9 protein-coding genes are annotated in these 13700 nt (G+C 63.7%); 8 read left to right on the top strand and 1 reads right to left on the bottom strand.

Going from position 1 to position 13700, the window contains the following annotated elements:
- Positions 1-42 precede the first annotated feature (42 nt).
- The 5 genes from L8K25_RS11210 to L8K25_RS11230 all read left to right on the top strand — a co-directional run bounded on the left by L8K25_RS11210 (position 43) and on the right by L8K25_RS11230 (position 6571).
- A complete protein-coding gene (locus L8K25_RS11210; protein WP_242138997.1) occupies positions 43-2481 on the top strand; it encodes a TonB-dependent receptor in 2439 nt (812 codons plus the stop codon).
- A 599-nt stretch (positions 2482-3080) separates the two neighbouring features.
- Positions 3081-4331: a lipoprotein-releasing ABC transporter permease subunit gene (locus tag L8K25_RS11215; RefSeq protein WP_242138998.1), complete on the top strand. Its 1251-nt coding sequence runs from the start codon at positions 3081-3083 to the stop codon at positions 4329-4331.
- Positions 4324-4998, top strand: a complete 675-nt coding sequence (locus L8K25_RS11220) for an ABC transporter ATP-binding protein (RefSeq protein WP_242138999.1) — start codon at positions 4324-4326, stop codon at positions 4996-4998. The genes L8K25_RS11215 and L8K25_RS11220 overlap by 8 nt, the downstream gene beginning before the upstream one ends.
- Positions 4995-6095, top strand: a complete 1101-nt coding sequence (locus L8K25_RS11225) for a GNAT family N-acetyltransferase (protein WP_242139000.1) — start codon at positions 4995-4997, stop codon at positions 6093-6095. Before L8K25_RS11220 ends, L8K25_RS11225 begins: the two co-directional genes overlap by 4 nt.
- Positions 6092-6571 carry a glutathione peroxidase gene (locus L8K25_RS11230; RefSeq protein ID WP_242139001.1) on the top strand — a complete coding sequence of 160 codons (480 nt, stop codon included), beginning with the start codon at positions 6092-6094 and terminating at the stop codon, positions 6569-6571. The genes L8K25_RS11225 and L8K25_RS11230 overlap by 4 nt, the downstream gene beginning before the upstream one ends.
- A 64-nt stretch (positions 6572-6635) precedes the next feature.
- Here the strand turns inward: L8K25_RS11230 and L8K25_RS11235 are convergent, their stop codons facing one another.
- Positions 6636-7469 carry a hypothetical protein gene (locus L8K25_RS11235; RefSeq protein WP_242139002.1) on the bottom strand — a complete coding sequence of 278 codons (834 nt, stop codon included), beginning with the start codon at positions 7467-7469 and terminating at the stop codon, positions 6636-6638.
- 90 nt (positions 7470-7559) lie between these two features.
- Between L8K25_RS11235 and L8K25_RS11240 the strand changes: the two genes are divergently transcribed.
- From L8K25_RS11240 to L8K25_RS11250, 3 genes are all read left to right on the top strand, one after another.
- On the top strand, positions 7560-8318 hold the full coding sequence (locus tag L8K25_RS11240) for a hypothetical protein (protein WP_242139003.1): 759 nt from the start codon (positions 7560-7562) through the stop codon (positions 8316-8318).
- Positions 8319-8383: 65 nt separating this feature from the next.
- The gene (gene dnaE, locus L8K25_RS11245; protein ID WP_242139004.1) at positions 8384-12073 is read left to right on the top strand and encodes a DNA polymerase III subunit alpha; all 3690 of its coding nucleotides are present in this window, start codon (positions 8384-8386) and stop codon (positions 12071-12073) included.
- Between the two features lie 31 nt (positions 12074-12104).
- Positions 12105-13685, top strand: coding sequence for a long-chain fatty acid--CoA ligase (locus L8K25_RS11250; RefSeq protein WP_242139005.1), 1581 nt, complete (start codon positions 12105-12107; stop codon positions 13683-13685).
- Positions 13686-13700 lie beyond the last annotated feature (15 nt).

Consider the following 13700-nt stretch of genomic DNA (forward strand, 5'->3'; position numbering starts at 1 on the left):
TGTACCGGCGACTCGGCATCACCGGGCGTAAAGGGGACGTACATGCTTGCTCACCTGCCGCTTATCCTGCTCGCTCAGACAGCGGTCGAACCGCAGGTTCCGCCCGCCGTCTCACCCGCGCCGACCGACCAGAGCGAAGGTCGCCTCGGAACCGCGCAACAGGGCGGGGGCGACATCGTCGTCACCGCGCGCCGACGGGTCGAGACGATCCAGTCGGTCCCGATCGCGATCTCGGTGATCGGCGGCACCGCGCTCGCGGAAACCGGGACCTACAACGTCAACCGGCTGACCCAGCTGCAACCCAGCCTGCAATTCTACTCGACCAACCCGCGCAATTCCGCCGCGAACATCCGCGGGCTCGGCGCGCCGTTCGGGCTGACCAACGACGGGATCGAGCAGGGCGTCGGCATCTACGTCGATCAGGTCTATTACAGCCGGATCGCATCGGCGACGTTCGACTTCACGGATACCGAGCGGATCGAGGTGTTACGCGGTCCACAGGGCACGCTCTACGGCAAGAACACGACCGCCGGCGCAATCAACATCTCGACCCGCAAGCCCAGCTTCACGCCCGAAGCGCGGGTCGAGGTGACCGGCGGCAATTACGATTTCTTCCAGGGCAAGGCGTCGGTTTCGGGTCCGCTGATCGACGACAAGCTCGCGATCCGGCTGTCGACCTCGATCACGACGCGGCGGGGCACGATCTATAACACGCGCCTCAACGACTATCAGAACAGCCAGGACAACAAGAGCTTTCGCGGCCAGTTGCTGTGGAAACCGACCGATACCCTCGACCTGACATTGTACGGGGATTACAATGCGCAAGACCCCAAATGTTGCGTGCAATATTACGTCCGGACCGGCGCGACACAGCGGCCGGTCGCGCGGCAATATGCCGCGTTGGCGGCGGCGTTCGGCTATGCCGCGCCCTCGACCAACGCGTTCGACCGCGTGACCGATCTGGATGCGGTGCCGCGCGCGAAGCAGAAGATCGGCGGGACGTCGCTCGTCGGCAATCTCGATCTGGGCGGCGCGACGCTGACGTCGGTTAGCGCCTATCGCTTCTGGGACTGGGTCCCGAACAGCGACCGCGATTTCACCGGACTGCCGATCACCACCGTATCGGCGAATACGTCGCAGCAATATCAGTTGAGCCAGGAACTGCGGGTCGCTTCGAACGGCACCCATAAGATCGATTACCTCGCCGGGCTGTTCTATTTCTACCAGGCCGTCGACGTGGAGGGGCTGCAGGTGCAGGGATCGGCCGCGAGCCGCTATCTGCTCAGCGGCGCCAACGCAAGCAACCCGGCGGTCCTCAACGGGCTCACCTCGACGTTGCGCAGCCATCTCGGCAACACCAGCGCGGCGTTGTTCGGTAAGCTCACCTGGCATGTCAGCGACCGCTTCTCGATCGCGCCGGGCGCGCGGCTCAATTATGACAAGAAGGACGCGCAATATGATGCGGTGGTGACGACCGGGGCAGGGACCGTGATCCGCTGCACCCCGGCGCCGACCGCCGCGGTGCTCCGCGACCAGTGTACGACGCTGCCGCCGCAAAGCTATCCCGCACATCTTAGCAAGTGGAACCTGTCGGGTGACGTTACCGCCGCCTGGACGATCTCACGCGATCTGCATGCGTATGCGACCTATGCGCGCAGCTACAAATCGGGGGGCGTCAACCTGTCGGGCCTGCCGCTCGATGCGGCGAACCAGCCGCTCTATTCGGCGTCGACGGTCAAGCCCGAGGCGGTCAATCATTACGAGCTCGGGCTCAAGACGCAGTTCCTCGACCGTCGCGCGACCGTGAACCTGGCGGCCTTCTGGACCGATATCTTCGATTACCAGGCGAGCGTGAACAACGGGCAATTGGGCGTGCTGCGCGGTTATCTCGCCAATGCGGGGCATGTGCGGACTCGCGGGATAGAGATCGACTCCGCCTTCCGCCCGACCGCGCGGTTCAACGTCTATGCCAATGGCGCGTACACCGACGCCAAATATGCGCGCTTCGTCGACGCGCCGTGCCCGCCCGAACTGTCGGGCGGCACGACCGCGACGGCGGGCCAGGTGCCAAGCGCGCCGGGCACCCCGGGGGGGATCAGCCCGGCGAGCTGCAACATCTCGGGGCAGGTATTGCCGGGCGTTTCGAAATGGGCGTTCAGCTATGGCGCCGAATATGACGTGCCAACGCAGATCGGTCGCGTATCGGGGCAATTCTATCTCGGCTACGACGGCAGCTACCGGTCGCGCTTCTCGTCCAATCCCTCGGCCTCGGCCTATACCAACATCGATGGCTATGCGCTCAGCAACTTCCGCCTCGGGTTCAAGGCGAAGGATGACTTCAACGTCTTCGGCTGGGTCCGCAACGCGTTCGACCAGAATTACTATGAGGTGCTGACGACGCAGTCGGGCAACACCGGGTTGGTCATCGGGCAACCGGGCGACCCGCGGACTTACGGGGTGACCGTGAGCAAGTCGTTCTGAGGTTTGGGGGGGGCTCAGGCGGGAGCTGGTCTCTGCAAGGCTCGGCCCCACCCCACCCCACCCCCTGAAAGGGAGGGGCTTTCTCGGGCGAACGCTTCTCTCTAGCCCCTCCCCTTCAGGGGAGGGGTTGGGGTGGGGAAGTCCAGCGGAGCATCCCCCGCCGAAGCGCGAAACCGAAGAAGCGAGAAGCGCCGGTCGGCAAAGCCGCCGTCGGCCGGGTCGCTCCGCGCCCGCCGTCCGGTTCGGGCGATCCGCCTTGCGGATCAGCCCGGCGCGTGCGCCTTCCCCCAAAAGCAAACGCCCGGGCCGTTTCCGACCCGGGCGCCTGCGTGACGATCGCTCGTCAGCCCCCAAATAGCCTTCGCAGCCAGCCCTTTTGGGCGGCGCTGAAAGCATCCCCGAACCACGGCCGTTGCCTGTGTGTCAGTGACAAAAGCGTTAGGTTTGTTACCGGGGCTTGTCACCGGGAATGTGGCCGCGCCGTACCGATTGCGGCGGCGCTGTGGCGATTGCGCAACACGTCGCAACAGTTGCCAGTGACGCACCCGCCGCCTAGAGCGACCGGATCAGCACCCCTATGGGCGGGCAGACCGAACCCTATGATCCTATCCCGATACGAACGCATGATCGCCCGGCGCTATTTGCTGCCGGGCAAGGGCGAGGCGTTCATCTTCCTCGTCGCCGGGATCAGCCTGGTCGCGGTAATGCTTGGCGTCGCCGCGCTCGTCATCGTGATGAGCGTGATGAACGGCTTCCGCGCCGAGCTGTTCGACAAGATCGTCGGCTTGAACGGTCATGCGGTGGTGCAGGGCTATGGCGGCCAGATCCCCGACTGGCGCCGGATCGTCGGGCAGGCGGAAACCACCCCCGGCGTGACGAGCGCGATCCCGCTGATCGAGCAGCCGCTGATGACGACCTATAATGGCCGGGTCGAAGGCGTGCTGCTGCGCGGGATGCGCGTGTCCGACATCCGGTCGAACAAGACGATCGGCAGCAAGGTCGTGATGGGGTCGCTGAGCAGCCTGACCCCGGGCAGCGGGACGGTCGCGATCGGCTCGGGGCTGGCGGATGCGCTCGGCGCGGTGGTCGGCAGCCAGATCCAGTTGATCAGCCCGCAGGGGCAATCGACCCCGTTCGGCACGGTGCCGCGGATCGTCAACTATACCGTCGGCGCGGTGTTCACGATCGGCGTGTACGATTTCGACAAGGCCTATGTCATCATGCCGATGCAGGATGCGCAGACGCTGCTGATGATGGGGGATTCGGTCGGCATGGTCGAGTTACAGACGACCGACCCCGACCGCGTCGGGCAGATCCTCGCGCCGCTGGTCGACAAGATCGGGCGGACCGGGACGATCCAGGACTGGCGCCAGATGAACGCGCAATTGTTCGAGGCCTTGGGCGTCGAGCGGGTCGCGATGTTCACGGTGCTGTCGATCATCATCCTCGTCGCCGTCTTCAACATCCTGTCCTCGCTGATCATGCTGGTCCGCGCCAAGACCCGCGACATCGCGATCCTGCGGACGATGGGGGCGAGCAGGGGGGCGATGATCCGCATCTTCATGGTCGTCGGCACGACGATCGGCGCGCTCGGCGTGGTCGCGGGGCTGCTGCTCGGCTTCGTCTTCCTGTGGTTCCGGCAGGATGTCGTCAACGCGGTGCAATGGGCGACGGGTCAGAACCTGTGGGATCCCTCGGTCCGGTTCCTGAGCGAACTCCCGTCCAAGACCGATCCGGTCGAAGTCACCGTCATCGCCCTCATGGCACTCGTCTTCAGCTTCCTCGCCACGCTCTACCCCGCGCTCAAGGCGGCGAGCACCGATCCAGTCCAGGTGCTCCGCTATGAATGAACCCGTTCTGGTCGTCACCGGCCTGTCGCGCAGCTTCGCGCAAGGCGGCGCGACGATCGAAGTGCTCCGCAGCGTCGACCTCACCGTCGGCGCGGGCGAGATCGTCGCGTTGCTCGGCCCTTCGGGCTCGGGCAAGTCAACGATGCTCCAGGCGGTCGGGCTGCTCGAGGGCGGGTTCGGCGGGTCGATCCGGATCGCGGGCGAGGAAGCCGCACGGCTCAACGCCGACGGGCGGACGCGGGTGCGGCGCGACCAATTGGGCTTCGTCTATCAGTTCCACCATCTCCTCCCCGATTTCAACGCGACCGAGAATGTCGTCCTCCCCCAGATGATCCAGGACCGCCCGCGCGCCGAGGCGGACGAACGCGCCGCCGCATTGCTCACCGCGCTCGGGCTCGGGCATCGCTTGACGCATCGCCCCAACCAGCTTTCGGGCGGCGAGCAGCAGCGTGTCGCGGTCGCGCGTGCGCTCGCCAACCGGCCTGCCTTGGTGCTCGCGGACGAACCGACCGGCAACCTCGACGAGGGCACCGCGGACATCGTGCTCGCCGAGTTCCTCCGGCTGGTGCGCGGCGAAGGATCGGCGGCGCTGGTCGCCACCCACAACGAACGGATCGCGGCCAAGATGGACCGCGTCGTCCGGCTCCACGAAGGACGGCTTGCATGACAGCCTGGACCGACCCGCCGACGCTGGTCGGCCAGCATGTCATCCTTCGCCCGACGGTCCACGAGGACCGCGACGGCCTCGTCGCGGCGGCGGCGGACGGGAAGATCAGCGAGATGTTCTTTACCAACGTCTCGACGCTGACCGACCCGGCGGCGTTCATGGCGGCGCTGTTCCAGGAGCGCGACTACGGGCGGTCGATGCCGTTCACGGTGTGCCTGCCCGCCGTGGAGCCCACACCCCCGCCGTTCGCCCTGAGCGAAGTCGAAGGGCCAGGCACAACGCAGGGGCTTCGACTACGCTCAGCCCGAACGGAAGTTGGGGCCGGGTCGGAGACCGGGATCGCGACGCCCACCGAACTCGCACCCACACCCCCTCCGTTCGCCCTGAGCGAAGTCGAAGGGCCAGGCACCACGCAAGGGCTTCGACTACGCTCAGCCCGAACGGAAGGTGGGGCCGGGTCGGAGATCGGGATCGCAACGGACGCAGAACCCGCACCCACCCCCCCTCCGTTCGCCCTGAGCGAAGTCGAAGGGCCAGGCACAGCGCAGCGGCTTCGACTGCGCTCAGCCCGAACGGAAGTTGGGGCAGGTTCCGAGACCGGGATCGCGACGCCCACCGAACCCGCACCCACACCCCCTCCGTTCACCCTGAGCGAAGTCGAAGGGCCGGGCACAGCGCAGGGGCTTCGACTGCGCTCAGCCCGAACGGAGGGTGGGCAAGCCCCCCGCATCGTCGGCCTCACCCGCTACATGCGGATGAACCCCGCGCACCGCCGGCTCGAGATCGGCGGCACCTTCTACGCAAAGTCGGTCCAGCGCAGCGGGGTCAATACCGAGGCGAAGCTGCTCCTGCTCAAACACGCGTTCGAGGTGCTGGACTGCAACGCGGTCCAGATCCGCACCGACTGGTTCAACAAGGCCTCGCAAAAGGCGATCGAGCGGCTCGGCGCGAAGCGCGACGGCGTGCTGCGCAATCATCAACTGATGGATGGCCGGATCCGCGATCTCGTGGTCTATTCGATCATCGCGAGTGAATGGGCGGGGGTCGAGCGCAACCTCCGCTTCCTGCTCGCGCGGGGCGAAGGGAAGACGGCATGAACGCGATCACGGACCACATCGTGACGGGCGCGGACGGCAAGCCGGTCGATCTGTCGGCCTATGCCGGCAAGGTGCTGCTGATCGTCAACACCGCGTCCAAATGCGGCTTCACCCCGCAATATGCCGGGCTGGAGGCATTGCAACGCCGCTTCGCCGACAAGGGCTTCGCGGTGCTCGGCTTCCCGTGCAACCAGTTCGGCGCGCAGGAACCCGGCGACGCCGAGGAGATCCGCAATTTCTGCTCGCTGACCTATGACGTCACCTTCCCGATGTTCGCCAAGGTCGACGTCAACAGCGCGGACGCCGCCCCTTTGTTCACCGCGCTCAAGAAGCAGGCACCGGGGTTTCTCGGCACCGGGGGGATCAAGTGGAACTTCACCAAGTTCCTGGTGGATCGCGGCGGTAAAGTGGTGGAGCGCTATGCGCCGACGACCAAGCCTGAGGCGATCGAGGCGGATATTGCTAGGCTGCTGTAAGCTTATGTCTTTTTAATAAATAGTTATTCATGTCACGGTCTGAATAGATCAAGTTATAGTAAGTCTACTTGTTCACAACTGGTTCAGCGCGAACGATCACGTATCGCTTAGGTCGTTTATCCATCGCAAGTATGCGGGTGAAGGTGGCGTTAATTCTTCCTCCCGTTCTGTTTGCATACTGATCAAGGCCCCAAGAAAATACTTGGCGTACTTGTCCCAATGTTTCACGTCTCATGCTAAACGGTATCACATGCCCTTCGTCATGGTCAAAAACGCTTCCATATCCCGAGTTTGCATTGAATGCCGAGACAGTTAGTAATTTGCTGGTAAGTGTGTTGTCCTCAATATTCTGTTTGACGTACTCCTTTGTCTCGTGAGTAAACTTGCTGATCGGATTGATATTAATCCCGCCGGAAATGAGAATTTCGTCGGCACCCGCACCGATAACGCCATGCGCCTGACGGATTGGAGCTTCGGCGATGGCAACTAACGCTTCTACATCACCAGTTGTCGAACGATTTTCGAGAAGTTGAGCGATAGCGTCGTCACTCGTGTTTTGGCCTAGGTTCCGATTGATTACGCGGCGAACTAGTGCATCCAAAAAACGTCCACTAGGGATAGCGGCAGCTGCGACGCCGAATATGTCAGCTGGATCGTTTCGTAGATTTACAAAAAAGTCAGCAATGACGCTGCCTTCTTCGAGCGCGTTTGCTCTGACGGCATGCCTGCCATCAAAATCTCCGCGCTGCCTTATTTTTCCGGTATCTGCGTAGTTTGCAATCAGTGAAAGCGTCCAAGCGAACCCTGCTAACGCCATATATCCATCATAGCCTTGAAACTGATGGTCATCAGCGGTGTCACCAGTTAGCGTCAGGCGAAATGGTACGATTACAGGCATAGCCCCCCACATACTGTCATATTTACAATTTCAAGGTCCGTCCTAGACCAGTGGCAGTCAAGGAATATCACATGGGAACGAATGGTTTGTATGCTTGAGGGTCTGGACATTGGAGCCGTCAGCGTTGCCCTCATCGGGGGGGCAGTTTCCCTTGTCGGCCTCATTATAAGCAAAGAGCAGAAAACTTCTGAGTTCCGTCAGGCTTGGGTCGACGCATTGCGTTCAGAAATAACTGCTTATCTAACTTCGTTTAATGCCATCGCAGACGGCTTGCAAGTCAACTACTCCAGTCATGCTGATAAAGTAAAAGCCGTTGGCCCCCTTTACTCGAACTTCAATGCGGCCGACTTTGCTATAACTCTTGGACTTAATCCAAACGAAGACCGTTCCAAGGACGTAATATCTTGCATGGGGCGCTTGAAGTCCTTAGCGTTAGACGACAGTCAAATGATCGGTGTGAACATTAGACCAATTGAGATAGAGTTTTTGAGATCGTCAAAGGAATTGCTTAAGTACGAATGGAATAGAGTAAAAAAAGGAGAGCCAATATTTTCGTTTGCAAAATATGTAGCAGCGATTGTCGTTCTGGCTTCGATAGTTGCAATATTGTTTGGCTCATATTTCAAGAAGCCCGCTAGCGATAAGCCTAAGTTACAACCGTTCAGTATTCAAAATAAAGTCACCTACAACTACGGCGTGGGTGCCATACCGTCTCCTCCTGAGACAAATGCGCAAAAAGATCGTCGTTCGTTAGGGAGCAAAGTTAGCAAATCCCGACGCTCCGGTACAAAAAGACAGCGCTGCGAATGCGCGCCTTATGATCGGCCCTACAATGTGATCCAGCGTTAGGCACTCCCCTCAAAAAACCCCCGTGCCCGGTTCCCAGAATCGCTCCCCCGGCGCATAAGCCCCCCATGTCTCATACTGGCTTCGTGCCCCTCCGAATCTTCTCGTCCTACACCATGCTCGACGGCGCGATCGAGCCCAAGGCGATTGCCAAGCACGCGCAGCAGCTCGGTTTTCCCGCTGCCGCGCTGACCGATCGCAACGGGCTCTACGCCGCGATGGCCTTCTCCGACGCGGCGATGGCGGCGGGGGTCCAGCCGGTGATCGGGACGATGCTCGGGCTCTGCCGCCCCGACATGCCCGAGACCGCGACCCCGGTGATCGACTGGATCGCGCTCTATGCGCAGGACAAGACGGGCTATGACAATCTGTGCAAGCTCGTCTCGCGCGCGCATCTCGATCGCCCGCTCGAACTCGCCGCGCATGTCGATTTCGAGGCGCTGGCGGCGTGTTCGGACGGGCTGATCGCGCTCACCGCGGGGCGCGAGGGCGGGCTCGCGCGGCTGTTCGCGGAGGATCAGCCCGACCGCGCGTTCGCCTATGCCGACCGGTTGCAGGCGCTGTTTCCCGACCGGCTGTATATCGAGCTCACGCGCCGCCAGTGCGAGATCGAGGGCAAGGCCGAGCCGCTGCTGCTCGACCTCGCCTATGACCGGAACCTCCCGCTGGTCGCGACCAACCCGTGCTGTTTCGCGGAAGAGGATTTCAGCGAGGCGCATGACGCTTTGCTGTGCATCGCCAACTCGACCTATATCGCGAGCGACGACCGCCCGCGCAGCTCGCCCGATGCGTGGATGAAGCCCGCCAGGGAGATGAAGGCGCTGTTCGCCGATCTCCCCGAGGCGATCGACAACACCATGATCGTCGCGCAGCGTTGCGGCGTGGCGGCGCCCAAGCGCAAACCGATCTTGCCGAGCCTGGCGGGCGACCGCGAGGCTGAGGCGGAAAAGCTGCGGGTCGATGCGCGCGCGGGGCTGGAGCGGCGGCTCGACCGGATTGCGGCGTTGGGGGTGTTGTCGGGGAGTGGGGCGCGCGTTTCCGCGGCTTCCCCTTCCTCCTCTTCTGTTCCCCTCCCCGGCGAAGGCCGGGGCCCAGGAGAGGAACAGAAGATCGGTGAGGACGGCGCTCCGACTACTTCTGCGCCACAACTGGGCCCCGGCCTACGCCGGGGAAGCGAAGAAGGCGGAAGCGAAGAAGGTGAGGGCGCCTCCACCCCGACCGACTGGCGCACCCCCTACCGCGAGCGCCTCGAATTCGAGCTCGATGTCATCATCCAGATGGGCTTCCCCGGCTACTTCCTGATCGTCGCGGACTTCATCAAATGGGCGAAGGATCACGATATCCCCGTCGGCCCGGGCCGTGGTTCGGGTGCGGGCTCGGTCGTCGCCTGGGCGTTGACCATCACCGATCTCGATCCGATGAAATTGGGGCTGCTGTTCGAACGCTTCCTCAACCCGGAACGCGTGTCGATGCCCGACTTCGACATCGATTTCTGCGAAACCCGCCGCAGCGAGGTGATCCGCTACGTCCAGCAGAAATACGGCCGCGATCAGGTCGCGCAGATCATCACCTTCGGGAAGCTGAAGGCGCGCGCGGTGTTGAAGGACACCGGGCGCGTGCTCCAGATGGGCTATGGCCAGATCGACCGGCTGGCGAAGCTCGTCCCCAATCTCCCCGCCGACCCGTGGACGCTGAAGCGCGCGATCGACGGCGTGTCCGAGCTTCACAGCGAGTATAAGCAGGACGGCAACGTCCGCCATCTGCTCGATCTCGCGATGAAGCTCGAGGGGCTGCCGCGCCACAGCTCGACCCATGCCGCGGGCGTGGTGATCGGCGACCGTCCGCTCGCCGAGCTGGTGCCTTTGTACCGCGATCCGCGTTCGGACATGCCGGTCACGCAGTTCGACATGAAATATGTCGAGGGCGCGGGGCTGGTTAAGTTCGATTTCCTCGGGCTGAAGACGCTTTCGGTTCTGAAGAAGGCGATCGACCTGCTCGCGCAGCGCGGGGTCGTGCTCGATCTCGACGCGCTCGAATGGGACGATGAGGGTGTCTACAAGTTGCTGCAAAAAGGCGACACGGTCGGCGTCTTCCAGCTCGAATCGGAGGGGATGCGACGCACGCTGTCCGCCGTTCGGCCGTCGAATTTCGGCGACATCATCGCGCTCGTCTCGCTGTATCGCCCGGGCCCGATGGACAACATCCCGATGTTCGGCAAGCGCAAGAACGGGTTGGAGCCGATCGTCTATCCGCACGCGTTGCTCGAGGGGATCCTGTCGGAGACCTACGGGATTTTCGTGTACCAGGAACAGGTCATGCAGGCCGCGCAGATCCTCGCGGGCTATTCGCTGGGGCAAGCGGATCTGTTGCGCCGCGCGATGGGCAAGAAGGTCAAGGCCGAGATGGACGCGCAGCGCGCCGGGTTCGTCGAGGGCTGCAAGACGATCAACGGGATCGAGAAGGCCAAGGCGAACGAACTGTTCGACTTGATCGACAAGTTCGCCGGCTACGGCTTTAACAAGTCGCACGCTGCGGCCTATGCCTTGCTGTCGTACCAGACCGCGTGGCTGAAGGCGCACCACCCGCACGAATTCTACGCCGCCTCAATGTGTTTCGACATGACGCTCACGGACAAACTGAGCATCTTCGTGGACGATATGCGACGGTTGGACGTCGCGTTGCTCCCCCCCGACATCAACCGCAGCGAGGCCGAGTTCACGGTCGAGGATACAGGCGACGGCCTCGGCGTACGCTATGCTTTGGCCGCGCTGAAATCGGTCGGCGAGGGCGCGATGGAGAAGCTCGTGCTGGAGCGCGAGGCGAACGGCAAGTTCGAGTCGATCGACGATCTCGCCCGCCGCGTCGACCCGCGCCTGATGAACAAGCGCCAAGTCGAGACGCTTGCGTCCGCGGGGGCATTCGACTGCCTCGATGAGAACCGCGCCGGTCTATATGCTTGTTCCGAAACGATTTTGGCGACCGCCGCCCGCATCCACGACCAGAAGACCAGCGGGCAGGGCGGCCTCTTCGGCACCGCCGACGCCGCCGAACCCCCGATCAAGCTCCCCCGCTCGGCGCACTGGTCGGTCGCGCAGCGGATGGACCAGGAGAAGGACGCGTTCGGCTTCTACCTCTCCGCCCACCCGGTCGACCGCCACGGCCACCTCGCCAAGATGCACGGCGCCCGCAGCTTCGCCGCCTTGGGCGAGCTGTCGATCCCCGACGACGGGACGCGCGCAGGTGCAACGATGGCCGCTTTAGTGGAGGACGCGCGCTGGCGCACCTCGGCGCGCGGCAAGCGCTACCTGATGGCGACCTGTTCCGATCCCTCGGGCCAGTTCATCGCGACCTGCTTCGACGACGGCGTCGCCGCCGACCTCGAGGAAGCCGCGCGCAACAACGGCTGCGGGCTGCTGACGGTCGAGCTCGACCGCCGCCCGGGCGAGGAAACGCCGCGCGTCTCGATCAAGCGAATCCAGCCGTTCGAGCAACTCGCCAACAGCGCCCGCTTCGCGCTCGAGCTGAGCGTGGCAAGCCCCGCCGGCATGGCCGCACTCGCGGCCCTCCTCCAGGACGTCCGCGGCGCCCGCGGCGAGGTGTGGGCAAAGGTCCCGGTCGCGGGCGGCGGACACGCCCGCGTCCTGCTAGGCCGCGACTTTTTGCTCGACGGGGAGCTTGCCGAGCGGATCGAAGGCTTGCAGGATGTCAGCGACGTGGAGCTCAAGACCGCCGAAGCGCGGCTGGCTCTGGTGGGGTGAGTGCTGCCCCATCTCGATGATGGGAGAGACGATGCTCGGCGGAATGCAGGATTTCGAATTGCGCGTCCCGCGCCTGATCGACCACGCCGCGCGCGAGCACGGCGGGCGCGAGGTCGTCACCTATTGGGCGGACGGCAGCGAGACGCGAACCGACTGGTCAGGCATCGCAATCGACGCACGCAAACTTGCGCAGGCGCTTGAGAAAATGGGTATCAAGCCTGGTGATCGCGTCGCGACGCTGGCGATGAACCATGCGCACCATCTGGTCGCGTGGTACGGCGTGATCGGGATGGGCGGCGTGGTGCACACGATCAACCCGCGGCTGTTCGACGAGCAACTCGTCTTCATCGCCAACCATGCCGAGGATCGCGTGCTGTTCTACGATCGGCAGTTCCAGCCGATCGTTGACCGGCTCAAGTCCCAATGGCCATCGATCGAGCAGTATGTCTGCATGGACGACGGCGCGTTCGAAGCGCTGATCGCGGCGGAGGACGGCGCTTACCAATGGGTCGAGGGCCCCGAACGCGACCCTTGCATGCTCTGCTATACCAGCGGGACGACCGGCAACCCGAAGGGCGTGCTGTACGAGCATCGCTCGACCGTGATCCACGCAATGGCCGAGGTCGCGCCCTGGGTGTTCGACCTGTCCTCCGCGTCGGTCGTCCTGCCGGTCGTGCCGATGTTCCATGCCGCGTCTTGGGGCCTGCCGTTCGCGGCGGCGCTGGCGGGGGCGAAGGTGGTCTATTCGGCGGTCAACGAGCCGAAGGTGCTCTGCCGACTGATGAACGACGAGAAGGTGACGCATTCCGCCGGGGTGCCGACGGTATGGCTCGCGATGTTCCAATATATGGACGTGAGCGGCGAGGCGCCGCGACACCTGCGCCAGGTCACGATCGGTGGCTCGGCCGCGCCGCGCGCGATGATCGACCGGATCATGGGGATGGGCGCGACGGTCAAGCATCTGTGGGGCATGACCGAGACCTCGCCGATCGGGACCGCAGGCTGTTACCCGCCGCATTGGGACACGATGAGCCGCGACGCGCAGCTCGACCACGCCTGCAAGCAGGGCCAGATCCCGTTCGGGATCGAGCTGCGGATCGGCGACGACGCCGATGCGGTGCTGCCACGCGATGGCGTCAGTTCGGGGCGGCTGCAGGTGCGCGGGCCGTGGGTGGTCAAGCGCTACTTCAAGGCGGACGCCGATGCGGTCGATGCCGACCAGTGGTTCGATACCGGGGACGTCGCCGTGCTCCATCCCGACGGGACGATGCAGATCACCGATCGCGCGAAGGACGTCATCAAGTCGGGCGGCGAATGGATCTCGTCGGTCGACCTGGAGAATGCCGCGGTCGGTTGCCCGGGCGTGGCCGAAGCGGCGGCGATCGGCATCTATCACCCCAAATGGGACGAGCGCCCGTTGCTGCTGGTGGTCCGCAAGGCGGGCAGTACGGTCACCGCGGAGGCGATCGCCGCGCATCTGGCCGCGCATGTCGCCAAATGGTGGCTGCCGGATGAGATCCTGTTCGTCGAATCGCTGCCCCATACCGCCACGGGGAAGCTGCTCAAGACCGCGTTGCGCGCGGCGTATCGGGATCATGTGCTGGCGGCATGAGGACCACCACGTCCG

Source organism: Sphingomonas sp. TREG-RG-20F-R18-01 (assembly GCF_022662475.1).
Taxonomy (GTDB): domain Bacteria; phylum Pseudomonadota; class Alphaproteobacteria; order Sphingomonadales; family Sphingomonadaceae; genus Sphingomonas.

Excerpts from the sequence above, each read along its gene's own strand:
- L8K25_RS11220 (WP_242138999.1), top strand. The coding sequence starts at position 4,324 with ATGAATGAACCCGTTCTGGTCGTCACCGGCCTGTCGCGCAGCTTCGCG.
- L8K25_RS11225 (WP_242139000.1), top strand. The coding sequence starts at position 4,995 with ATGACAGCCTGGACCGACCCGCCGACGCTGGTCGGCCAGCATGTCATC.
- L8K25_RS11215 (WP_242138998.1), top strand. The coding sequence starts at position 3,081 with ATGATCCTATCCCGATACGAACGCATGATCGCCCGGCGCTATTTGCTG.
- L8K25_RS11250 (WP_242139005.1), top strand. The coding sequence starts at position 12,105 with ATGCTCGGCGGAATGCAGGATTTCGAATTGCGCGTCCCGCGCCTGATC.
- dnaE (WP_242139004.1), top strand. The coding sequence starts at position 8,384 with ATGTCTCATACTGGCTTCGTGCCCCTCCGAATCTTCTCGTCCTACACC.
- L8K25_RS11230 (WP_242139001.1), top strand. The coding sequence starts at position 6,092 with ATGAACGCGATCACGGACCACATCGTGACGGGCGCGGACGGCAAGCCG.
- L8K25_RS11235 (WP_242139002.1), bottom strand. The coding sequence starts at position 7,469 with ATGCCTGTAATCGTACCATTTCGCCTGACGCTAACTGGTGACACCGCT.
- L8K25_RS11210 (WP_242138997.1), top strand. The coding sequence starts at position 43 with ATGCTTGCTCACCTGCCGCTTATCCTGCTCGCTCAGACAGCGGTCGAA.
- L8K25_RS11240 (WP_242139003.1), top strand. The coding sequence starts at position 7,560 with ATGCTTGAGGGTCTGGACATTGGAGCCGTCAGCGTTGCCCTCATCGGG.